Genomic DNA, 23,024 nt, shown 5'->3' with positions numbered 1-23,024 from the left:
GTAAAAAGCCTAACATCATGATCCTCCCCTTTTCATCTCAATCATAAATTTGTACCGGTCGCCGCGGTACACCGATTTGACGACTTCAAGCGGCCGGCCGTCGACAAGGTGCGTGCGGCGCTCAAGCAATAGCACCGGAGCCCCTTCTTTTATCTTCAGATGCTCCGCCTCCACCTGGCGGGCGACCGAGGCTTCCAATGTTTGAACTGCAGAGCCGATGATCATCCCTTTTTCTTTTTCGATAAATTCATAGACGGAACCGCTTACAACATCACGCGTCAGTCCGGGGACGAGATTGACCGAAATGTACAGCGTCTCCAACGCCATCGGCAAGCCGTCGGCCAACCGAAGGCGGCGGACTTCGTAAAGGTCATCGCCTTCCGCGACGCCAAGTCCTTCAGCGAGCTTCTCGGAAGCTGGAACCATCTCAAAGCTGAGGACGATCGTGCCGGGCTCCATGCCGCGCGCCCGCATATCTTCGGAAAAGCTCGTCAGCCCTTTCAGCGGCTGCTCGATTTTTTGGGCGGCGACAAATGTTCCTTTCCCGCGCCGGCGGATGAGATAGCCATCGTTCACTAAATTGTTGACCGCCTGCCGAACGGTCATCCGGCTGATGTCATACATTTCCGCCAACTCGCGCTCAGACGGGATCATCTCGCCCGGCTGCCACTCCCCTTTTTCGATCTTTTCTTTCATATATTGCTCGAGCTGATAGTAAATCGGAATCGGCGACTGTTTATCGATCACGGCGCATCCACCCGCCGCTTTTCCTTTGGGATGAGCGAGAGCGCCTCGCAGTCGGCGATGATCGTCACGTCCGGATGAAGGTGAAGCGCTGAAGCCGGCAAGTCCGGCGTGACAACGCCTTCGAGAAGCCGGGCCATGGCCTCCGCTTTTTCCTCCCCTGACGCCAACAGCACGAGGCGGCGGCTGCGCAAAATGGTCGCAATCCCCATCGTAATGGCATAGCGCGGCACGTCATCAAGCGATGGAAAAAAGCGGGCGTTCGCTTCCCGTGTCAACTCGGTCAGCTCGACGACGTGGGTGGCTGTCGAAAACGGCGTCCCAGGCTCGTTGAACCCGATATGGCCGTTGCGGCCGATGCCCAAGAGCTGCAAATCGATGCCGCCCACTTCATCGATGAGCCGCTCGTAACGGCGGCATTCTTCGTCAAGATCAGCGGCCAAGCCATCCGGCACATGCGTCTCGTGAAGCGGGATGTCAAGCTTTGAAAACAAATGCTCATTCATATAATGGCGATAACTGTTCGGATGATCCGGACCGAGCCCGACATACTCATCCAAATTGAACGTGCGCACGAGCCGATACGATGTCCCATGCTGCCGATGATCGGCGGCCAATTCGCGGTACACACCGAGCACGGTCGAGCCGGTCGCCAAGCCGAGAACGGCGTTCGGCTTTTCCTTGACTTGTTTGATGATGATGTCCGCCGCCTGACGGCTCATCTCTGCGTAGTCAGCAACTTTCAAAAGCTTCATGGCCATCGCTCTCCACTCCTTTCATCCGGCTTGCGATAGGCAAGGGCGCCGCGGCAAAACGTCATCATGACTTCATATCGTTCATTCAAAACGACGACATCGGCGTCTTTGCCGGGCCGCAAGCTGCCTTTCCGATCAAGCAAGCCAAGCTGTTTCGCCGGATTCCAGCTCGCCATGCGGATCACCTCTTCAAGCGTGCAGCCAGTATAATCGAGCACACGGCGGATGGCCTCGCCAAGCTTGAGCACGCTTCCCGCCAGCGTGCCGTCGGCAAGCCGCGCCTCTTGGCCCCGAACAGTCACCTCTTGGCCGCCAAGTTCATACCGCCCATCACCTAGACATTTCGCCCGCATGGCATCGGTGATTAATATGAGTCCATCGCTTCCTTTATTCCGGTAAGCGAAGCGGACCATCGGCGGCGCAACGTGCAACCCGTCGGCGATCAGCTCGCACATCACTTCTTCAAACATAAGCACAGCACCGGCGACACCCGGTTCACGGTGATGGATGCCGCGCATCCCATTGAACAGGTGGGTCGCATGCGTCACCCCTGCATGGACCGCCGCTTTTACTTCGTCGTAAACGGCATCGGAATGGCCGATCGAAGCGATCACACCCGTCTGTTTCAAGTAGGCGGCAAGTTCCAGCCCCCCGTTCCGCTCTGGGGCAAGCGTGACAAGGCGGATATGGCCGCCCGCCGCCTTTTGCCAGTGCTGGAACAGTGAGATGTCCGGATCGGCGAGATGGCGCGGGTGCTGCGCTCCGGCGCGCTTCGGCGACAAAAACGGTCCTTCCAGATGAACACCGAGCACTTCGGCCGCTCCCGGCCTGTTCGCCTCCGCCATATAGCGAGCGACGTTGCAAAGCGCGGCTTCGATTTGTTCGCTTGGCGCTGTCATCGTCGTCGCCAAAAAGCTCGTCGTCCCTTCCGCCGGCAAGGCGTTGGCCATCTTGTAAAGCGCCTCCGGGGTCGCATCCATGACATCCGCCCCAGCCGCCCCATGAATATGGACATCGATGAATCCCGGCACGATGGAAAACCGTGAGGAAAGCTCGATCACTTCCGCCCCTGCATCAGTTGGGCACGACGACATCGGCCCGATCGCGGCCACTTTTTCCCCTTCGATCAGCACATACCCTTGTTCAATGTTTCCTGTTTCTGCATACACCGCGGCATTTTTCAATATCCACCGCTTCATCGCGATTCCCCACTTTCTGTATCTCATTATAACATTATATATTCTAGTTGTCTATACCACTAAAACAAATCCGTCAACCAGTTCGCTTCAGCATGAAAGAAGCAGGGAAGCCGTGGCTTCCCCGCTCTTCCAAACGGCGCTACGCTCCTTTCGGTCCGCGGGCCGGCAAATAAAACGAAAACGTCGTTCCTTCGTTCAGTTTGCTGTGAACGGTAATGAGCCCTTTATGCGCTTCGACGATGTTTTTGGCGATGGCAAGGCCTAACCCGGTGCCGGAACGGCCGCGCGTGCGCGCTTTATCGGCTTTGTAAAACCGTTCAAACACAAACGGCAAATCCTCTTCGGGAATGCCGGAACCAGAGTCTTGGACATGGATCGTCACGCCGTCGCCGCTTGGTTCGATGATGAGGCGAACTGTGCCGCCCGATTCCGTATGGCGGATGGCGTTGTCAATTAAGTTCGTCAGCACCTGTTCGATCCGATCCGGATCGAGAGCGATTTCGATGTCCCGATCGCGAAACTCGGCTGTCAGCTCAATCTGCTTTTCTTTCGCCAGCCCGTAAAACTTGCGGATCACCCGCTCGATGTAAGGAACAAGCTTGACTTGTTCGTACTCTAGCTCGATATGGCCAGCTTCCATGCGCGCCAAGTCAAGCAGATCGTTAACAAGGCGGCCCATGCGCAGCGACTCGTCATAAATGACTTTCGCCATCTCTTTCTTCTCTTTTTCGCTCGCCGCGATATCGTCGATGATCGCCTCGCTGTAGCCTTGGAGCATGGCAATCGGCGTGCGCAATTCGTGCGAAACGTTGGCGATAAAGTCTTTGCGCAGCTTGTCAAGCCGCCGCTCTTCGGTCATGTCGCGCAAAACAGCCACCGCGCCGCGCACCATCGTTTTGCCGTACAGCGGCGTCATTAAAATAACCCACGTCCGCCCCTGCAGCGTCACTTCGGTCGATTGCTCCTTCTCCTCGCGAACGACGCGGGCAAACAGCTCTTTCACTTGCGGCGGCAACGGCGCCATCGCTTCCGCGTCGTTCCCTTGCTCAAAATACCACGCCTGCAAAAACCGCTCAGCCGGCGGGTTCGTAATCAAAATTTCCCCGTCGCGGTTAAACGTAATGACGCCATCGGCCATGCTGCTTAAAATGCTGGCGAGCTGTTCTTTTTCCTGGTTTAAGGCGTTGATGTTAAACTGCAGACGCCGTCCCATTTGGTTGAACGCCATCGCCAGCCCACCGATCTCATCGTTCGTTAAAATCGGCACTTTCATATCGAAATGGCCCCGCGCCATTTCGAACGCGGCTTGCCGCATTTTCCGGAGCGGAGCGGTGATGCGCGTCGACAAGAAAAAGGCAAAAAACGTCGTCATGACAATGGCGATAAACGCGGCGAGAAAAATTAACTCTTTCGTCCGCTCCGTCGCGTCGGCGATCGCCTCGAGCGACTGATAGATAAACACAGCTCCTCGGCTGCCATCCGGCATCGACATCGGCACGCCGACAATGATCATATCACGGGGCAGCTTTTCTTTTGGATGCCGCTCCGGCATATACAAACGCTTTTTCACCGTTTTCCCATCTGTCAGCACACGCCGCAAGTCCCGATCTTGGCGGATCGACGACAGTGGCATATTATCCAAACCAGCATCGCCAGGCGAATACCAATAGTGCGACTCATCGGCGACGATGACGGCTTTCGTTCGACTGTCCACAAGCGTCCAAGCGATCGAGCGGGCAAGCTGCTCATCGCGGTAATCGTGCATCACCTCGGCCACTTTTGTCGCCAGGCGGGTCAAGTCGTTTTCCGCTTCCTGCACATAATAATCTTCCAAAAATTTAATAAGCAAAATGCTTAAAATAAACAGCACGCACGAAACGAGCAACAAAATCGTAAACCATAGCTTGCCGACGACGCTGCGAAACAGCCACATCAGTCGTTCACTGCCTCAAACTTGTAGCCGACGCCCCAGACGGTGACGATCATTTTTCCCGCCTGCGGCGACGCTTTATTCAACTTTTCGCGCAACCGTTTAATGTGGGTGTCGACCGTGCGCAAGTCGCCGAAAAATTCGTAATGCCATACTTCTTTGAGCAGCTGTTCGCGGTCGAACACTTTGTCGGGCGAGCGGGCCAGAAAGAGAAGCAGCTCATATTCTTTCGGCGTTAAGCTGACTTCCTTGCCGTCGACCGTCACCCGGTGGGCATCGTTGTCAATCGTCAAATGCGGAAACACAAGCACGTCTTTCGCCGTCGTCTCCACCGGCGCGTAGGCGGCGTTCGCCGCGCGGCGCAACAGCGCTTTTACGCGCAGTACGACTTCGCGCGGACTGAACGGCTTGACGATGTAATCATCCGTGCCGACTTCAAACCCTTGCACGCGGTTGGATTCTTCGCCTTTTGCCGTCAACATGATGATCGGCGTCGTTTTTTGCTCGCGGATTTCTTTGCACACCTCAATTCCATCTTTGCCCGGCAGCATCAGATCGAGCAAAATGACGTCATAATCATTCGTCAACGCCTTCTCCAACGCTTCATTGCCGTCGCCGGCCTCATCGATCACATAGTTTTCCCGCTCCAAATACATTTTCAAGAGCCGCCGGATGCGCTCTTCATCGTCAACCACTAAAATACGGACGGTTTTTTCTTGTTTTTCCAATGCTTTGCACCCTCCCATCATCAATGGAAACACTCCCTATTTTCTAGTTTACCGAAAAACCGGATGCTCGCCAACAGAGCATCCGGTTGTTTTCCATTATGTTCCGGCGTACGAGTGCAATCCCGCAATGACGAGGTTGACCGCCACTAAGTTAAACATAATAATGGCAAAGCCGATGACGGCGAGCCATGCCGACTTTTCACCATGCCAGCCTTTTGACAAACGAAGGTGCAAAAAGGCAGCGTAAAACAGCCAAGTGATCAGCGCCCATACTTCTTTCGGGTCCCAGCCCCAAAAACGCGTCCAGGCGATTTGCGCCCAAATCATGGCAAAAATGAGCGCCCCGAGCGTAAACACCGGGAATCCGATCGCTACAGCTCGATAGCAAATTTCATCGGTTAAATCCAAATTGACGTTTTTCACAAGCGGCTGCAGCGCCGCTGCGATGCGTTTGCGCAATGCGAGGCGAAGCGCGATGTACAAGACCGCCCCCGCCATCAACGACCAAATGACGGTATTCAACTTTTTCGCGTTAATGATCGCCGGCATCTCAACAAGCGGCTTCATGCGGCCGGCGCTTTCTTTCATAAGCTCCCCTTTGTGCGGCCCAACGAGCGCCGGCATATGGTACTCGACTTCCGCTGGTTGATCGTTCTTGTCAATCCACGAAAATTTCGCCTCATACCCAGAAAGCCCGAACGCTGTCGAAACGATGACGAAACCGAGCGTGGTTACTAAGCAAAACATGACGGCTTCGAGCCAAAACGTCCGTTTCGACGGTTTCGACTGGTCGACGACACGGATCAAATAAATGAGTCCGGCGACAAAGCTGATGGCCAAAATCGCCTCCCCGACCGCCGCAGTCGTGACGTGAATGTACAGCCAATCGCTTTGCAAGGCGGGAATGAGCGGCGAAATTTCCCGCGGAAACATGCTCGCATAGGCGATAATGAGCAACGCGACCGGCAGCGCAAACAGGCCGAGCACGCTCAACCGGTAAATGAAATAAACAATGATAAAAGCAGCGACAATCATCATACCGAAAAACGTCGTAAACTCGAACAAGTTGCTCACCGGAGCATGCCCGGCAGCCATCCAGCGCGTCACAAAATAACCGACTTGAGTAAGAAAGCCGATGATCGTCACAGCAATGCCAAGCTGCGACCAACGATCCTTTCCTTGCCGCTCCTTCCGTTTGTCGCGAATGGCGCCGCCGAAAAGAAACGTGCCAATCAAATAGAAAACGAACGAAATATATAGCAATGTGCTGCTAAGCTGTGCCATGCGCTTGTCCTCCTTGTCCGGCTTTTTTCTCTTCCTCGAGCCGATCGGCCGGCATCGTTAAGCCGGTGCCGTCAAGCAGGCGGCGCAGCTCGTTTTTCAAGCCGAACCAGTTTTTATTCGTATGTGCGGCGATCCATAATTCGCCGTTCACCCGCTGCACCCAAATACGGCGGTGATTCCAATACATTCCTTGGATGAGCCCGATCATGAAAATCGCGCCGCCCACCCCTAAAATCCAAAGCGTGAAATCGCGGCGGACGGTCAAGCCAGAGACGTTGCGCGTCTCAAGCCCCGCAAACGCCATTTTATATTTGTTGTCGCCAAACGGTTCGATCGTTTGTTGGATGGCGACGAAACTGACTTCCCCTTCCGGTCGATCCGGCGCATACATTTTAAAGACGAACGCCGGATTGTTCGGCACGCGCGATTTTGTCGACGGGTTGCCGTCTTCGTCAAACTCAAAGTCAGGAAAATAGCTTAATAGCTCGACGCGATACCCCCGTCCGAGGTCGTACGTTTCTTTTGGATCGTACAAGTCGATCGCTACCGTGCCGAACGTTTTTCCCGACTGTTTATCCGCCAGTTGGAACGACATCGTTTTCGGCTCGTTCAGCCGGAAATCGACTTGATAGAGTGCGTAATGGTTGAATTTCAGCGGTTCGTTGACGCGAATCGAATATTCTTTCACCTTTTCGAGCTTCGGTTTGGCGCCGGCGACTGTCGGGTCGACGCGCTTATACAAGACGACATTTGTCTGATAATTTTCCGCAATCATGCCATCGCCGACACGGTCGATGGCGGCATTAAACACTTCATTGTCTTCGCCTTTTTTGTACGTGTCAAAAATAAACTTTTCACTTTTTAAAAAGTACTGGCCGTCAGTCCCTGGGATTTCTTTCGTTTCCCCTTCGCGAATCCACATCACCTCATCAATGTACATGCCCGGCACCGAGCGAAGCATGGCCCCGATTAAGAAGATGATCAGGCCAACATGGTTCACATACGGTCCCCAGCGGGAAAAGCGCCCTTTTTCGGCGAGCAGATGGCCGCCTTCTTCGCGGATGCGGTATCGTTGCTTGGCGAGCCGCTCTTTCAGCAGAGCGACCGCCTTGTCCATATCGCCGACGCGCGAAACGCCAAACAACCGCTGCCGCTCTAAAAAGCGCGGATGGCGCTTCACCCCTTGCCGCTTCAAGGCGCGGTAAAGCGGAACGACCCGGTCCAAGCTGCAAATGACAAGCGAAACGCCGATTAAGGCGATGAGCAAAATGTACCACCATGAGCCGTACAAGTTGTTAAAGCCGAGCTCATAATACAGCTTCCCTGCCCAACCGTACTGCTCTTCGTAGTATTCAGCCGGATTCACGTTCGGCGGGATATACATTTCTTGCGGAAAAATCGTACCGACGGCCGAAGCGATGAGCGTGATGACGATGAGCGCCACCCCAACTTTGACCGACGAGAAAAACGCCCAAATTTGGTCGACGATCGTTCGGTTGTACGTTTGTGACCGGCGCGCGCTTCCTTCGTAGCGCATGTCCAAAATCAGTTTTTCTCCCAAATCGGCAAGCGGCTTGCCGCACGACTCACAAAACGCCGTGCCGTGCGGATTGACATGGCCGCATTCGCATTTGACGTGTTCCATGGCGCAAAACTCCTTACGGTTTGATGCTTTCCAAATGGCGCTGAATGTCTGCTTTTGTCATCGCGCCGGTGATGATTTTCTTCACTTCGCCGTTTTTGTCAATCAAAAACGTGGTTGGCAGCGGGCCGACATTATAGGCGTTCAACACTTGATCTTGACGGTCGATCACAATCGGAAATGTCAGGCCGAACCGTTCCGCGAACTTTTCAACGCTCAACTTCGGTTCACCGACATTGACAGCCAAAATTTCAACCCCTTGTTTTTTGTAAATCGGGTACAGCTCGTTCATATACGGCATCTCCCGCTCGCACGGCTTGCACCACGTTCCCCAAAAGTTCAAAAAAACGCCTTTGCCGCGATAGTCTGAAAGACGATGTTCATGCCCTTTCAAATCGGTCAGCACAAAATCAGGCGCCGTCGAACCAACAGCGACAGCCGTTTTCTCCGTGAAAAAATTCGTGTAAATCGTATAGCCGATCGCCGCGAGCAACACGAGCAAAATCGCTGTCCTCATCACTAAGCGCTGTTGTTTTTTCATCGTTCAAACCCCTTTACGTTTCTCCTCCCCCACAGCCAACGGTAGAGGGGAGGCAAGCGGTTCACAATCTCCCATTTTCCATTATAGCAAAGTCCCTCGCTCGTTTAATGCGCAAGGATATGAACGTTATGTGACAATCTTCGTCATTTTCTTCCCCCGGATTGGGCAAGGACGCGCAGCAACTTCACCTCATGCGGCGTCAGCTCGCGGTATTCGCCGGGGCGCAGCCCTTTCAAATCGAGAAACGCGTACCGCTCCCGCTTCAGCTTCAGCACCTCGCAGCCGATCGCCTCAAACATGCGGCGCACTTGCCGGTTTCGTCCTTCGTGGATACGGATTTCCACAATGGCTGTCCCCTTCTTCCGGTCGGCGGAGAGCAGCTTCACTTTGGCTGGCGCCGTCATGCCATCTTCCAACTGCACTCCTTGTTCGAGCCGTTTCAGCTGCTCGTGCGTTGGAATGCCTTTCACTTTGGCAATGTACACTTTTTCAATTTCATACCGCGGGTGCATAAGCAGGTTGGCAAAGTCGCCGTCATTCGTCAACAAAAGCAGTCCAGACGTATCGTAGTCAAGCCGCCCGATCGGATAAATGCGTTTGTCCAAATCCTTGAAAAAATCGGTCACCACTTTGCGGCCTCTGTCATCTTTGACGCTGGAAATCACCCCGCGCGGCTTGTACAGCAAATAATACACCGGCTCTTCGCGCTCGATCGGGATGCCGTCGACTTCGACATCATCGCGCGGCCCGACCTTGACGCCAAGCTCCTTGACGACGCGGCCGTTCACTTTCACCCGCCCTTGCAAAATGAGTTCTTCCGCCTTGCGCCTTGACGCGATGCCGGCGCGGGCGATCACTTTTTGCAACCGTTCCATTCTCTCTCACCTCTTTCATCATCTTACCCTTTCCGTCTAACAGATACAAGTGCCACACTTTTATTTTTCACCTTTCCCGTCCCCTTTGCAAACAAAAAACCCGCCGGACGGCGGGAACGAAAAAAGGCGCCGCTAGCGCCCGAATACAAACAAAACGATGAAAACAGAAACAATAAAGCTGAGAATGTCGGCCAAAATGCCGACTTTTAACGCATCGCCCATTTTTTTGACGCCGACGGCGCCAAAATAGACGGTGAGCACGTAAAGCGTCGTCTCCGTACTGCCTTGGATCGTAGAAGCAAGGCGCCCGATGAACGAATCCGGGCCGTAAGTAGCGATCAAATCGGTCGTCATGCCGAGCGCCGCCGTGCCGGAAAGCGTGCGGAGAGCCGCAAGCGGAACGACTTCGGCCGGCAGTCCGACGGCGGCTGCAAGCGGCTTGATCACCTCCATCAGCGCCTCAAGCGCTCCTGAAGCACGGAAGATGGCGACGGAAACAAGCATGCCGACCAAATATGGAATGAGCGAAAACGCGATCTCGATCCCTTCCTTGCCGCCTTCCACAAACGCTTCGTACGTCGGCACTTTCTTTGCTGTACCGTAAAGCAAAATAAAAGCAATGAGCGCAGGGATCAGCCAAACAGAAAGAAGTTGGACGATGGCCATTATGGCTTCCTGCCTTTCCGCATCCGTTTCCAATAATAGTACCGGTCAATCAATACCGCCCCAATCGTCGAAATCGTCGAAGCGACGATCGTCGTCCCAATGATCTCGCTCGGCGCCGCTGAACCGTACGTCATGCGGATCGAGATGACGGTCGCCGGAATGAGCGTAATGCCTGATGTGTTCATGGCCAAAAACGTCACCATCGACCGGCTAGCCTCGTCGCGGCCGCCGTTGAGCTTTTTTAGCTGCTCCATCGCCTTTATGCCCATCGGCGTCGCCGCATTGCCAAGGCCGAACATGTTGGCGACCATATTCGAGACGATATAGCCGAGCGCAGGATGGCCGGGCGGCACCTCTGGAAACAAGCGGCGTACGAGCGGCATAAACAGGCGCGCAACGTTAGCAAGCAAGCCGGACCGCTCGGCAATCGCCATCAACCCGAGCCAAAACACTAAAATGCTGATCATGCCGATGCTGATCGTCACCGCCTCTTTCGCGCTTTCAAACACCGCTTTGTTCACTTCGTCCATCGTGCCGTTGGCCGCCGCAAAGACGATGCCAATGACCGCCATCATCACCCAAATGAGGTTAACCATCGCTTCTCACACCTAAAAAGCGAAATACTTGCCATAAAAACCCTCGGCCGCTTCCTTCCTTTCCCGGTTCATACAGCAGCGGCACCGAATCAACCGCCTTTTGATGCAAATAAAGCACCGCCTTTCCGACCTCTGTCGGCGCCTTTTCTGGGTATTCTTTCCATTCTTTGCGCGGCTTCAGCAAATACACTTTCACCCGCAGCCCGCTCTCCTCTTTATCGGTCACCGGATATCGCAAATCGCGGACCGCCTGCAGCCGCCCGCGGTAAAACGGATCAGAAATTTTGTCGATCACCCGCTCGCTGCTCACTTTGGCGATGTGATAATGAGAAAATCCATATTCGTACATAGCGATATGGTCATTCCAATCGTCCGGTGCATCCAAGGTGACGGCGATCAAATCGACTCCATCTTTGGACGCCGTCGTGACGAGTGTGCGGTGCGCCCGTTTCGTATAGCCGGTTTTGCCGCCGGTGCAATATTCGTAAAGGCTTGTCAGCAGCTTGTTTTTATTCCGCCATACGCGCGCGCCGTCCTCACCGGGCGGAGCGGGGGCGCGGTACACTTTCGTTCCGGAAATGCGGCGAAACTCTTCGTTTTTCATCGCGTATTGCATGAGCAACGCCATATCATAGGCCGTTGAGTAATGGTTTTCCGCATCGTCCAATCCGTGCGGATTGGCAAACTCTGTGTCGCGCATCCCGATTTCAGCCGCCTTTTTGTTCATTAAAAACACAAACCCCTCGACGCTGCCGCCGACATGTTCAGCGATGGCCACCGCCGCGTCGTTGCCGGAACGAAGCATCAGCCCATATACCAAATCGCGCAGTTTGATTTTCTCCCCTTGGCGCAAGTAAATTGACGACCCTTCGGTCCGGACAGCGCGGGCGCTGACCGTCACCGTGTCGTCCATCTTCCCCGATTCAATCGCCAAAATGGCAGTCATAATTTTCGTAATGCTGGCGATGCGCCGTTTTGTATAGGCATCCTTGGCAAACAAAACCCGCCCGGAATGCTGCTCTATCAAAATCGCGCTTTTTGCGCTCACCCCATCCATAGCGCGCATCCGCTCTGGAACAAATGCCATAATCCCCGCAGCGAGTGCAAGAATGAGCGCAATGAGCCGCTTCTGCTTATTCATCTCATATCGGCGAGGATCCCCCTCCTTTAAGGAGCGGGGAGGAATCGCCTGTTCCTCCTTTCCGATTAGGCTGAACGGGCCGCAGCCGAAGAAACGTCGCGACGGAAACAGGCTGAACCCCAAAGCCGCGTTTTGTACAAGTGTATGCCTCGATGGGACAAATATGATGAAAAAATGCTGTTGCAAGGGGAGACAGCCTGAACGATCCGCTCCGGCGCTTGCGCTGGGCGCGTTGATGACATTTTCCCTGCAAAGAGAAAGCCGCTCCTTGAAACGGCGGACAGGTGTCCTGATGGATCGCAGCGCCTGCTCTCCCAAAAAAACGGGCAGGGGGTTCCCCCCCGCCCGTTTAAAACGGCTGCCAACGAAGCTTCTGCGCCTCATGAAAGCGTTCTTCAACGTTGCGCCAGTTGACGACGTTCCACCAATGTTCGATGTACGCCGCCCGATCATTTTTGTATTGCAAATAGTAGGCATGCTCCCACACATCAAGCACGAGAAGCGGGATCACATCCCATTGCGCCATGAGCTGGTGTTTTTCCGCCTGCAAAATTTCCAGACGGTGCGCTCGCGGCGCCCAAACGAGCAGCGCCCAGCCGACCCCTTCGGCGCTTTTCGCCGCTTCGGTGAAATGACGGCGAAAGGCGGTAAAACTGCCAAAATCGCGCTCGATTTGCGCCCGCAGCTCCCCGCGCGGCTCGCCGCCGCCCTCTGGATGCATGTTGTACCAAAAGATTGTATGCAAATAATGCCCGGAGCCGTGGAACGCCGCTTCCCGCTCCCAATGCTTCAGCAGTTCAAAATTGTTCGTCCGGCGCGCTTCGGCCATCATCCGCTCCGCCTGATTGAGACCGTCGACATAGCTTTGATGATGCTTCGTATGGTGGAGGCGCATGATTTCTTCGGAAATATGCGGCTCGAGTGCATCATAACGGTACGGCAGCGGCGGCAAGACATGACGGCCGGGCGCTACTTGTTGACGCGGCTCACCGCCGTCGTCCACATCCACCCAGCGTCGCTTTCCATCGGTCACGTTGTCCGCTTGACCCGGCTCGCCGTCAGCTATATCAGGCAGCGAGTCGGAGAGCTCCGCCATAAAAGCCGGCTCTTTTCCGTCCTCAACCCGCTCTGCCGTCCCGCTGGTGTCAAGCCATCCGTCTTCGTTCTCTTTGTTTTCACTCTCCAGTTCAGGCGACACCGATTCCCCTTCGACTTGTTCTTGCGTCGCCTCTTCTTCCCGCTCGGCAGCTGACGAATCAGCCAGGCGGACGGCCCGAGTGTATACGTCATCGACAAGACGCTGGAGCTCGTAAATCGCTTCTTCGGTCCATTCATCGCCGTGTCCATCGATGTACGCCAACAAAGACGAAAGCCCAACATCCTCAGCCATCCTGCGTGCAGACAGCGCCTGTTCAACTTGTCTTCCCCACGCAGCCGCTTCCATGACATACTGGCGAAGCGCACCGACATACACGTCATCGGCAAGGCGCTGAAGCTCGCGGACGGCCTCTTCCGTCCACTCGCCGTCATGCGCGGCAATGAACCCGCACAGCGACGAAGCGCCATCCGTGCTTGCCCCACGCAAAGCGAGCGTCTCCTTGACTTGATTTCCCCATTCGTTCACCCTAGCCGCATATTGGGCGAACAACACCTGATCGTCCATTTGGTAAAAACCTCCTCCTGTTTTGTTCGCCATATCGTATGCTGTCATGGGGAAATCGTTCTTGTCCGCATTCACCCAAATTCCCGGCCGCTCATACATAGAGGAGCGAGGGCAGTCATCATAGGAAGAGACAGCAAGGAAGAACAGAATCGCGGTGATGCTTCCCTGCAGCGGGTCTGCAAATGAGCCATAGATAAACCGCTCAAAAAAATCGGGCTGACCCAGAACATATTCGCGTTTTGGGTCAGCCCCCCCCTTTTTTCTGAAAAAGGCAGGCTGCTTTGGCAAACCGCCGGCTGCACCAAACGGTTTCCTTGTCCGGACGCACAGAAAACGCGGCGCCAACCGCATTTTCTCGTTACGCCGACCGTTCAGGCAAGCGGCACTCGCCGGTTTCCGCCCATTCGCTGACAAGCGCCTGCAGCGTTTTGGCGTCTACCTCAGCAAAATAACGGCGCAATTCCTCTTCATCATGAATGTAGACGCGCTTTCGCTTCCGATACGCCGGATTTTTCCATAAACAGACAAGAGCAATGATGTCGCGCAAATGAATGTCGCGCCCGTTAGCCGTAAACAGTGGATCGCTTTCATACGGCAGCCAATCAAGCAGCGCCGCCTCAAAATGGCGCAAATACAACACAGACAGCGTCCGCTCTTCGCCCCCGTCGCGGTACGTGACTTCCGAGCGGTTGAAATAGTCTTCAAACGTGTTCGATTGCGACTTTTGCAGCTCTTCACCGTACAGGCGGCAAACGTTCATGAGCGCTCTCCTTCCCGATCAGCCATTTTTCTTTAGTTTACCATATTCCGGCTGCCCATCGCTCAAATTTTCTGCTAATTTTTCGAAAAATAAATCCGCTTCCCGCTCGGATTCGCCATCGTCCGCCCATTCCGGCAGCGGCGGCAGCTCCTCGAGCGTTTTTAGCCCGAAATAATCGAGAAATTCCGGGGTTGTCCCGTACAAAATCGGCCGCCCGGTTCCTTCGGCTCGTCCAACCTCTTTAATGAGCGCCCGTGCCATCAGCGTCTGCAATGGCTTGTCGCTTTTTACGCCGCGAATTTCCTCAATCTCCGCACGCGTAATCGGCTGGCGGTATGCGATAATGGCGAGCGTCTCAAGCGCCGCCTGCGACAGCGGCGATGCTCCCGGCGCTTCGACCAACTTCTTTAAATAGGGGGCGTGTTCTTTTTTTGTCGCCAACAAAAACACGCCGCCAAGTTCGACAAGCTGGATGCCGCGCTCTTCCCGTCGGCAGTCTTGTTGAAGCTCCTCGATCACCGCTTTCGCCTCTAGCTCGCTGACTTCCAATACAGCGGCGATTTGCGAAAGCGACAGCCCTTCGTCACCGGCAGCAAACAACAACGCTTCCACGATCGCCTTTGCCGAATTTGGCGCACCGGCGCCCTTTTTTTCTCTTTCGTTTTGTTCCATCTCCCTTCTGCCACGCCAAACTCGTTGGCGCCCCTCCTCCTTTCCTCCTGTTTTCGTCGTTTCCCAAGTCTTCTCACCCCAATGTGAGTCAACTCTCCGCCTTATCATGGCATGGGCAAACAACAAAAGAAAAGCGGCCCGCCGCAGCGAACCGCCGCGGCCAAACCGCACCGCCTCAACCGGCTGGTTTCACCGCAAGAAACAAATCGCTGAAATTCCGTTCTTGCTCAACGATGATTTCATCTTGCTTCATCAACTCTAAAATGGCCAAAAACGTCACGACGATATACGAACGATCGTAGGACGGAAACAGCTCGTAAAAGTTTTTCCGCCCGTTCGCCTGCTTTAGTTCATGCAAAATTTCCGCCATGCGCTGTTCGACGGAAATATCTTGGCGGGAGATTTTCGCCCGCATCGGTTTTTGCAGTTTTTTTCGGCGCAACAGCTTCGACAAGGCGCCAAGCATATCGTATACGTTCACATCCAGCGGCGCCGCCTTTTTCTCATCCGCGTATGCGCTTAAGTCGCTCGGCGGCTTTGTAAACAAAAGCGCCCGCTCCTCTTCGCGCCGCTTCAGTTCGCGCGCCGCCTCTTTAAACTTTTTATATTCAAGCAGCCGCTGCGCCAGCTCCTCGCGCGGGTCTCCGTCATCGCCCCACTCGATGTCGCCGTCGACAGTTTCCTCATTGGAGGGCGGCAACAGCATTTTGCTTTTGATCGCAAGCAAGGTGGCCGCCATCACTAAATATTCGCTGGCGATATCCAACTCAAGCTCCTGCATGGCGTGAATGTACGCCATATACTGCTCCGTAATTTGCGCGACCGGAATATCGTAAATATCGATTTCATAGCGGTTGATCAAATGCAAAAGCAGATCAAGCGGCCCTTCAAACGCTTCGATTTTGACGTTGTACGGCAATTGCACATCCATCCCACCATTTTTTCCAGAACCACCGCCCGGTAGGCTCGTCTCCAGCTGCAGTACATTTATTGTATCATAACGAAGCGGCGAAGCGAACGGAAAACAGTCTCTTTTTTGCGCCGCAGGCCGCCGAAGTCGTATAATCGAAGAAGAGCCGTCCGCCTTCACATGGCGCGGCCCACTTTTGAAAGGAACGATGGCCGATGTATCCAAAAGCGTATATCGAGTATTTGGTCCATTTCCATAGCGACCGCGATTATTTTGAATGCCACGAAATTTTGGAGGAACATTGGAAACAAGACGGTCGAAACAAAGGTTGGCTTGTGCTCATTCAAACGGCGGTCGCTTTTTACCATTACCGGCGCGGCAACGTCTCGGGAGCGCTGCGCCTCATTCGACGGGCGCGGGCGCTGCTTGACGAAGCGCAAGAGATGATCCGGCGGCTCGGCCTCGATGACGAGGCGCTCGCCCGCTTGCTCGACGAGACGGCTGGGCGGATCACCCACGGCGAACCGTACGAAAGCGTCGAACTGCCGATTCGCGACCGTTCCCTTTATGAGCAATGCCAGGCCGCCTGCGCCCACCGGCAGCTCGTTTGGGGGCAAGCCAGCGACCTAGCCAACCTTGATCTTGTGGATAAACACCGGCGCCGCGACCGCTCGGACGTCGTCGCCGCACGCGAACAAAAAAAACGGGCCAAAGCGGAAGGAGTTGGCTTCCCTCCCCCTCCGCCGCCCGCCTGAGCGCGGAGCCGCGCTAGTTTCGTTATTCGTTGCACGCATGGCATTTATCGAAAAACGAGGCGGTCCACTCGTTGGCGCACAATCGGCAGCCCGGGTACACCTCTTTCAATGCCTTGACCATCTGTTTTCCGATCCCTTGGTGGCGGTGTGACGGATTGACGCTGATGTGCTGGATTTCCACAACATCAGGAGCGCGCAACAGGACGCCGATAATGCCGACGATGTCATCCCCTTCTTTCCATAAAAACAGCTGCCAATCGTTGTTTGTTTCATACTGTTTCATCGTCTGCTGCAGCCGTTTCAGGTCTTTTTCCGTCGGCATAAACGACAACAGTCCCATGGCGATTTTCTCATAGTTTTTTCGGTAACGGATTAACATAAAAATCCCTCATTATCGACAAACGCTTTTCCGAAATGGAAAAGTTTTTGTCATTTTCTCTATACGTATTATAAACATTCTCACCGATATTGTGAACCATTTCATGCCTTTTTACGCAAATTACGCAAGCGTCCGCAAGACGTTCGCCATTTCGATCGCCGACACCGCCGCTTCCCATCCTTTATTGCCCGCTTTCGTGCCGGCCCGCTCGATCGCCTGTTCAATGGTGTCCGTCGTCAACACGCCGAAAATGACCGGAACACCGCTTGCAAGCGCCGCGTGGGAGACGCCTTTGGCCGCCTCGCTGCAGACGTAGTCAAAATGGCTCGTTGCCCCACGGATGACGGCGCCAAGCGTAATGACAGCGTCAAACTGCTTCGATTCCGCCATTTTTTTCGCTACAAGCGGGATTTCAAACGCACCCGGCACCCAGGCGACAGTGATGTCGCTGTCGCTCACGCCATGGCGCGTCAAGCCGTCGATCGCCCCAGATAAAAGCTTGCCCGTGATGAATTCGTTAAAACGAGAGACGACGATGCCGATTTTCAATCCGGTGCCGACTAAGTTTCCTTCAATGATGCGCATGTTCGTTGCTCCTCCCATCAGTGAACTACCCGCCACCTATGCTTCGCTTAGAGGTGGAGGCTTCAAGCGACTTGTGCGTGTTCGCCGAACGGTAAGCCACACACAAGAACCCTTTACGCTTCCCTTCGTTCCGAAGGTGTCCGTTCTAGCCATATTCTATCCTATTCGTTGGCTAACGCCAACCGACATTCATCTCCCACCTACTCACTGGGTTACACCCTTCGCGTTCCTTGAGGTGGGAGACTTCTTTCGGAAATCCGTTAAAAATGAAGCATATGTCCTAATTTTTCATGTTTCGTGCGCAAATATTTTTCATTTTCCTTTTTCGCTGGCATCTGAATGGGCACCCGTTCAACGACTTCGAGTCCATGCCCTTTTAAGCCGGCGATTTTGCGCGGGTTGTTCGTGAGCAGGCGCATTTTCGTCACGCCAAGATCTTTCAAAATTTGCGCCCCGATGCCATAATCGCGCAAATCGGCGGGGAAGCCGAGCTTTTCGTTCGCCTCGACGGTGTCATAACCTTGCTCCTGCAGCTTGTAAGCGCGCAACTTGTTCATAAGGCCGATGCCGCGCCCTTCTTGGCGCATGTAAAGCAACACCCCGCGCCCTTCCGCCTCGATTTGCCTGAGCGCCGCATGCAGCTGCGGACCGCAGTCGCACCGGCACGAGCCAAACACATCGCCAGTTAAGCATTCGGAATGGACGCGCACCAAGATCGGCTCATCCGGGATGATCTCTCCTTTGACAAGCGCCACATGCTCTTTTCCGTCGAGCACGTTTGTGTAGCCGATGGCGCGAAATTCGCCGAATTCGGTCGGCAGCCAAACGTCCACCTCCCGTTTCACGAGCTTTTCCCGCTGGCTCCGATAGGCGATCAAATCTTTGATCGTGATCATTTTCAATCCGAACTGGTCGGCGATTTGCCGCAAATCAGGAACGCGAGCCATCGTCCCGTCCTCTTTAATGATTTCGCAAATGACGCCGGCCGGCTTCGCGCCGCACAAACGGGCCAAATCAACCGCCGCTTCTGTATGGCCGGCGCGCCGCAAGACGCCTCCCTTTTTCGCAATCAACGGAAAAACGTGGCCAGGACGTTTAAAATCGCTCGCTTTCACATTCGGATCAAGCAGCGCCTGAATCGTCGCCGCCCGCTCGTAGGCGCTGATTCCCGTCGTTGTCGTTTTGTAGTCGACACTCACCGTAAACGCTGTGCCATGCGCGTCCGTGTTATGAGTGACCATCGGCTCAAGCTCGAGCCGCTCCGCCAATTCCTCCGTAATCGGCACGCAGACGAGCCCGCGGCCATGAGTGATCATAAAGTTAATGACATCCGGAGTAGCTTTTTCGGCCAGCACGACAAAATCGCCTTCATTTTCGCGGTCTTCGTCATCGCAAACGATGATCACTTCTCCGTTTTTCAGCGCCGAAAGCGCTGTTTCAATCGTGTCAAACATCAAGCTTGCCCCCTTTTCCACTATTTATAGCCGTGCTGCTCCAAAAATTCGACCGTCAATTTGGAGGTCGGCGTCGCTTTTGCGGTGAGGAAAGCGGCGACGTACTTGCCGATCATGTCGCACTCGATATTGACGAGATCGCCCGGCCGCTTTTCGTCTAAAATCGTCGCCTCACGCGTATGCGGAATGAGTGAAACGATGAACGTGCGCTCGCTCAGACCGAAAATCGTCAAGCTCGTCCCATCGACTGCGACCGATCCTTTCTCAATCATATAGGCGCGCAGCGAGGCCGGCACTTCGATTTCATAGTAGACGGCGTTCGCTTTCGGCCACTGCCGGATGATGCGCCCGACGCCGTCCACATGCCCGGTGACGAAATGGCCGCCAAACCGTCCTCCAGCCGCCATTGCCCGCTCCAAATTCACCTTCGCCCCCGGCTTTAATGTCTTTAGCGCCGTCGCTTTCACCGTCTCCGGCATGACATCGACCGTAAACTGCCGTTCGGTGAACGATGTGACGGTCAAGCAGACGCCGTTGACGGCGATGCTGTCGCCAAGCCGCACATCTTCGAGCACCCGCTTGGCGCCAATCGTCATCACGATGGCATCGCCGGTTTGCTTCATTTGTTCGATCGTGCCGATCTCTTCAATAATGCCAGTGAACACAACGATTCCTCCTTCCGTTTCGGCGCGGCGACGATTTTGATGTCCGGGCCGATCGTCTCGATGCGGCGGATGTCAAGCTCCACCGCTTCAGCAAGCCGGGCGAAGCCAAGGCCGCCGACCGGCGTCGGCGCCCCGCGGCCGCCGATCAGCTTCGGAGCGATATAGGCGATGACCTCATTGACTGCTCCCGCGCGGAGGAAGCTGTCATGAACGCGCGAGCCGCCTTCGACAAACAGCGACATGACTCCCTGCTCCCCAAGCAGACGGAGCACATCGCGGACATCGATCTGGGCCGTCGGCATTGAAAATACGCGCACCCCAAGGCGCTCATACGCCGCTGCTTGTTCCCGGCTGACGCCGCCGGTGATGATCCACGTTTCTGCTTCCTTGTCAGCGACGACATGGGCGTCAAGCGGTGTACGCAATTTTGTATCCAAAATGATGCGCAGCGGGTTTTTCCGCTTTTCCCCAAAGCGGACGGTAAGCTTCGGGTTGTCGGTCAAAACGGTGTTGACGCCGACCAAAATGGCGTCATGCTGCGCACGAAGGCGATGGACATCCTCACGCGCCGCGCTTGATGTAATCCATTTGCTTTCCCCCGTCGCCGTCGCGATTTTGCCATCGAGGCTGCATGCGAACTTCAACGTGACAAACGGCGTTTTTGCGGCGATATAGTGGAAAAACATCCGATTTAATTCGTCCGCTTCGTCTTTTAATACGCCAACATCAACGTCAATGCCCGCTTGGCGCAGCTTGGCAATCCCTTTTCCCGCGACAAGCGGATTCGGGTCGGTCGTGGCAACGACGACGCGACGGACGCCCGCCTGGATGAGCAAATCGGCACATGGCGGCGTTTTTCCATAATGGCTGCACGGCTCAAGCGTCACGTACACCGTCGCACCGCGCGCCTTCTCGCCAGCCATGCGGATCGCATAGACTTCAGCATGCGGCTCACCCGCTTTCAAATGGGCGCCAAGCCCAACGACCGTCCCACCGTTGACAACGACCGCGCCAACTGCAGGATTGGGAGACGTTTGCCCGACCCCAGCTTTGGCCACATCGAGAGCGAGCCGCATATAATGTTCATCGTTATGCACCGCACTCCCTCCTTCAATAAAAACGAAACCCCCGGGATGTCCCCGGGGGCTCATTGATGAGAGAATGACCAATGATGCGCAAACAAACACACGTTCGCTAAGCAGGCTATACCGGCCGGTCGGAAACAAAAGATACTACCATGCCTAGTCGGCCGACAGACGCTGCCCATGGGTCTGAACCGGCCGAAAACAGCCGTGCGCATATTGGCATCCTTCTCCCATCCAGACTATACTGTCGGCTCCGGAATCGCACCGGATCCTGCCTTTCGGCTCGCGGGCTGAGGGGCGGAAAGCCCCATCACCGCCGGTCGGGAATTTCACCCTGCCCCGAAGGATGCATCACTATATCGTTATGTTCATTATACCACACGAAACGCCCTGCATCATCATTCCGCAACCCAAATCCAATACGCCGCTCCCCACAACAGGCTGGCCGCAAGCAAAAAGAAAAACAAGCGCCAGTTGTTTCGAACAGTCCGATCATCCTCGCTCATGCGCTGTTTACGGTTCGTCAAATACTTTCACTTCCTTCATCACGTCGCCGTTTTTCATCGTCCTCACGACGTCCATGCCCGATGTCACTTGGCCAAAGACGGTGTGCACCCCATCCAAGTGCGGCTGCGGCTCGTGGACGATAAAGAACTGGCAGCTGCCGGTGTCGCGGCCGCGGTGCGCCATGGACATCGCGCCGGTGACATGTCGGTGTGGATTGTTGTCCGTCTCGCACGGGATCGTATAGCCGGCATCGCCCGTTCCGTTGCCGCGTGGACATCCTCCTTGGCTGACAAATCCAGGGATGACGCGGTGGAACGTCAACCCGTTATAAAAGCCTTCGTTTGCGAGCTTCTCAAAATTGGCCACCGTCACCGGCGCCTCGTTTGGGAACAGTTCAAACTCGATTTTCCCGCCGTTTTCCATTAGAATATATCCTTTTTTTGCCACAAGCATCCAGCTCCTTTTCGACATCGAAACTACTTTTATCATACCATGATTGCCAAGTGAAACAAAAGAAAAAATGTCGAGTCAGTCAAGACTTTGTGGAGAACATTTTTTCGGTTCACTACGGGCGTTGTCAATCACTAGTTAGCGAACCATTTTCAGGAATTGATATCGTAAGCGCTTTCGGACTCTCATCCCTCATCTTGAGGCGATGATACGGTATTCCATTTTTTTACACCCAACCACCATCCCGGAGCGCCGACAACGCTTGATGGATCGGTGTCCCGGATGACCGCTGCAGACACGGTAGATTCTGACGCACCACATCTGCCCATAACCGTCCGGCCTTCCGTTTGGCCTGTTCGATCCGCTTGGACTTTGTTGAGGCCGAGGCTGCCGTTCGGGTCTCTTCTTCCTCCACCAACTGCCCATTTCTCCGCCAAATCCCGTCGATTCGGGCTGCCATCGCCCTCAGAAACGCCCGAAGCCCTTGGTCTTTCCAGCTGCGGCGGGATTTCACCCGATGCGCAAACCGGCTCATCACGCTCTCGGCGTGGCCCATCGGACGCATGCCGGTCGTCTCCACCCCTTGCTCCGACAGCCACTCCCGATAGTCCCGGATGCATCCCGGCATCGACTCGATCCGGCGAATCAAGGCGGCCAGCTGTTGTTCTTTGCCTTCGTCCTCCAACGTGCCGACCGCGCTGTTCAGCTCCACGAGAAGCCCCTCTTCGTCTTGTTTCGCCAGCTTCCTCCGCACCTCCCGCCAACGCGGATGGCCGGACAGACACTGACGCAGCTCCCGCGCCACATGAAATCGATCCAGCTGAAAGCACGCCCGCTTCCCAAAATACTCCCGGCAGGCCGTGATCCACGACGCCGCGTCGCCGTTGATGATCAACAGGTCCCGGCACGGATCATAGGCATATTCGTTCATCAGCCACTCTTCGAACCGTTCCCACACGTCTCCCTCCCCTTCATGGAGGTAGTGGCGCCGGTTCACGAGCTCGAGCTGCGAACCGTTTCGTTTCCATCCCTCGTGAA

The 23,024-nt window shown here is 55.0% G+C and carries 24 protein-coding genes, 1 pseudogene and 1 riboswitch; of the genes and pseudogenes, 1 reads left to right on the top strand and 24 read right to left on the bottom strand.

Features of this window, described 5'->3' with window-relative positions; genetic code table 11:
- Window positions 1-15: 15 nt before the first annotated feature.
- The 16 genes from CD000_RS04270 to CD000_RS04195 form a co-directional block, all read right to left on the bottom strand.
- Entirely contained in the window at window positions 16-747 is a 732-nt protein-coding gene (locus CD000_RS04270; protein WP_096224969.1) for a GntR family transcriptional regulator, read from the bottom strand.
- Window positions 744-1,505 carry a glucosamine-6-phosphate deaminase gene (gene nagB / locus CD000_RS04265; protein ID WP_096224968.1) on the bottom strand — a complete coding sequence of 254 codons (762 nt, stop codon included), beginning with the start codon at window positions 1,503-1,505 and terminating at the stop codon, window positions 744-746. The genes CD000_RS04270 and nagB overlap by 4 nt, the downstream gene beginning before the upstream one ends.
- Entirely contained in the window at window positions 1,496-2,698 is a 1,203-nt protein-coding gene (gene nagA / locus CD000_RS04260) for an N-acetylglucosamine-6-phosphate deacetylase (protein WP_096224967.1), read from the bottom strand. The genes nagB and nagA overlap by 10 nt, the downstream gene beginning before the upstream one ends.
- A gap of 139 nt (window positions 2,699-2,837) precedes the next feature.
- Window positions 2,838-4,631 (bottom strand): ATP-binding protein, encoded by a 1,794-nt coding sequence (locus CD000_RS04255; RefSeq protein WP_096224966.1) that lies wholly within the window; start codon window positions 4,629-4,631, stop codon window positions 2,838-2,840.
- Window positions 4,631-5,374: a response regulator transcription factor gene (locus CD000_RS04250; RefSeq protein WP_483299628.1), complete on the bottom strand. Its 744-nt coding sequence runs from the start codon at window positions 5,372-5,374 to the stop codon at window positions 4,631-4,633. Before CD000_RS04250 ends, CD000_RS04255 begins: the two co-directional genes overlap by 1 nt.
- Before the next feature lie 78 nt (window positions 5,375-5,452).
- Window positions 5,453-6,640 carry a c-type cytochrome biogenesis protein CcsB gene (gene ccsB / locus CD000_RS04245; RefSeq protein WP_096224965.1) on the bottom strand — a complete coding sequence of 396 codons (1,188 nt, stop codon included), beginning with the start codon at window positions 6,638-6,640 and terminating at the stop codon, window positions 5,453-5,455.
- Complete coding sequence (locus tag CD000_RS04240) at window positions 6,627-8,285, bottom strand: cytochrome c biogenesis ResB family protein (protein WP_063165408.1); 1,659 nt, start codon at window positions 8,283-8,285, stop codon at window positions 6,627-6,629. Before CD000_RS04240 ends, ccsB begins: the two co-directional genes overlap by 14 nt.
- A 13-nt stretch (window positions 8,286-8,298) precedes the next feature.
- Complete coding sequence (gene resA / locus CD000_RS04235; RefSeq protein WP_096224964.1) at window positions 8,299-8,823, bottom strand: thiol-disulfide oxidoreductase ResA; 525 nt, start codon at window positions 8,821-8,823, stop codon at window positions 8,299-8,301.
- Window positions 8,824-8,966: 143 nt separating this feature from the next.
- Window positions 8,967-9,698, bottom strand: a complete 732-nt coding sequence (locus CD000_RS04230) for a pseudouridine synthase (RefSeq protein ID WP_011231765.1) — start codon at window positions 9,696-9,698, stop codon at window positions 8,967-8,969.
- 132 nt (window positions 9,699-9,830) lie between these two features.
- The gene (locus tag CD000_RS04225) at window positions 9,831-10,364 is read right to left on the bottom strand and encodes a spore maturation protein (protein ID WP_096224963.1); all 534 of its coding nucleotides are present in this window, start codon (window positions 10,362-10,364) and stop codon (window positions 9,831-9,833) included.
- Entirely contained in the window at window positions 10,364-10,960 is a 597-nt protein-coding gene (locus tag CD000_RS04220) for a nucleoside recognition domain-containing protein (protein WP_096224962.1), read from the bottom strand. Before CD000_RS04220 ends, CD000_RS04225 begins: the two co-directional genes overlap by 1 nt.
- Window positions 10,953-12,101: a D-alanyl-D-alanine carboxypeptidase family protein gene (locus tag CD000_RS04215; protein ID WP_096224961.1), complete on the bottom strand. Its 1,149-nt coding sequence runs from the start codon at window positions 12,099-12,101 to the stop codon at window positions 10,953-10,955. The genes CD000_RS04220 and CD000_RS04215 overlap by 8 nt, the downstream gene beginning before the upstream one ends.
- A 349-nt stretch (window positions 12,102-12,450) precedes the next feature.
- Complete coding sequence (locus CD000_RS04210) at window positions 12,451-13,764, bottom strand: superoxide dismutase (RefSeq protein ID WP_096224960.1); 1,314 nt, start codon at window positions 13,762-13,764, stop codon at window positions 12,451-12,453.
- Between the two features lie 358 nt (window positions 13,765-14,122).
- A complete protein-coding gene (locus CD000_RS04205) occupies window positions 14,123-14,524 on the bottom strand; it encodes a hypothetical protein (RefSeq protein WP_011231771.1) in 402 nt (133 codons plus the stop codon).
- An 18-nt stretch (window positions 14,525-14,542) separates the two neighbouring features.
- On the bottom strand, window positions 14,543-15,196 hold the full coding sequence (gene scpB, locus CD000_RS04200) for an SMC-Scp complex subunit ScpB (protein ID WP_011231772.1): 654 nt from the start codon (window positions 15,194-15,196) through the stop codon (window positions 14,543-14,545).
- Between the two features lie 175 nt (window positions 15,197-15,371).
- A complete protein-coding gene (locus CD000_RS04195; RefSeq protein ID WP_096224959.1) occupies window positions 15,372-16,127 on the bottom strand; it encodes a segregation/condensation protein A in 756 nt (251 codons plus the stop codon).
- Between the two features lie 194 nt (window positions 16,128-16,321).
- On the opposite strand from CD000_RS04195, the gene CD000_RS04190 reads away from it, so the two are divergent.
- On the top strand, window positions 16,322-16,861 hold the full coding sequence (locus CD000_RS04190) for a DUF309 domain-containing protein (protein ID WP_096224958.1): 540 nt from the start codon (window positions 16,322-16,324) through the stop codon (window positions 16,859-16,861).
- A gap of 22 nt (window positions 16,862-16,883) precedes the next feature.
- Here CD000_RS04190 and CD000_RS04185 read toward each other — a convergent pair whose 3' ends face one another.
- The 8 genes and pseudogenes from CD000_RS04185 to CD000_RS04155 form a co-directional block, all read right to left on the bottom strand.
- On the bottom strand, window positions 16,884-17,240 hold the full coding sequence (locus CD000_RS04185; protein WP_011231775.1) for a GNAT family N-acetyltransferase: 357 nt from the start codon (window positions 17,238-17,240) through the stop codon (window positions 16,884-16,886).
- A gap of 120 nt (window positions 17,241-17,360) precedes the next feature.
- The gene (gene ribH, locus CD000_RS04180; RefSeq protein WP_011231776.1) at window positions 17,361-17,825 is read right to left on the bottom strand and encodes a 6,7-dimethyl-8-ribityllumazine synthase; all 465 of its coding nucleotides are present in this window, start codon (window positions 17,823-17,825) and stop codon (window positions 17,361-17,363) included.
- Between the two features lie 260 nt (window positions 17,826-18,085).
- Complete coding sequence (locus CD000_RS04175; RefSeq protein ID WP_096224957.1) at window positions 18,086-19,279, bottom strand: bifunctional 3,4-dihydroxy-2-butanone-4-phosphate synthase/GTP cyclohydrolase II; 1,194 nt, start codon at window positions 19,277-19,279, stop codon at window positions 18,086-18,088.
- A gap of 20 nt (window positions 19,280-19,299) precedes the next feature.
- Window positions 19,300-19,944 carry a riboflavin synthase gene (gene ribE / locus CD000_RS04170; RefSeq protein WP_096226228.1) on the bottom strand — a complete coding sequence of 215 codons (645 nt, stop codon included), beginning with the start codon at window positions 19,942-19,944 and terminating at the stop codon, window positions 19,300-19,302.
- Window positions 19,899-21,041: a bifunctional diaminohydroxyphosphoribosylaminopyrimidine deaminase/5-amino-6-(5-phosphoribosylamino)uracil reductase RibD gene (gene ribD / locus CD000_RS04165; protein WP_013144840.1), complete on the bottom strand. Its 1,143-nt coding sequence runs from the start codon at window positions 21,039-21,041 to the stop codon at window positions 19,899-19,901. Before ribD ends, ribE begins: the two co-directional genes overlap by 46 nt.
- A gap of 206 nt (window positions 21,042-21,247) precedes the next feature.
- Window positions 21,248-21,380: riboswitch (FMN riboswitch) on the bottom strand.
- A 47-nt stretch (window positions 21,381-21,427) separates the two neighbouring features.
- Window positions 21,428-21,556: a hypothetical protein gene (locus CD000_RS19350; protein ID WP_014196248.1), complete on the bottom strand. Its 129-nt coding sequence runs from the start codon at window positions 21,554-21,556 to the stop codon at window positions 21,428-21,430.
- On the bottom strand, window positions 21,543-21,983 hold the full coding sequence (locus CD000_RS04160; RefSeq protein ID WP_011231780.1) for a peptidylprolyl isomerase: 441 nt from the start codon (window positions 21,981-21,983) through the stop codon (window positions 21,543-21,545). Before CD000_RS04160 ends, CD000_RS19350 begins: the two co-directional genes overlap by 14 nt.
- 229 nt (window positions 21,984-22,212) lie before the next feature.
- Window positions 22,213-23,024 (bottom strand): annotated as a pseudogene (locus CD000_RS04155) (ISLre2-like element ISGsp3 family transposase); the annotation flags it as partial.

Origin of the sequence: Geobacillus sp. FJAT-46040 (assembly GCF_002335725.1) — a bacterium.
Lineage (GTDB): Bacteria > Bacillota > Bacilli > Bacillales > Anoxybacillaceae > Geobacillus > Geobacillus thermoleovorans.
This window is presented reverse-complemented; position numbering and strand designations above follow the sequence as displayed.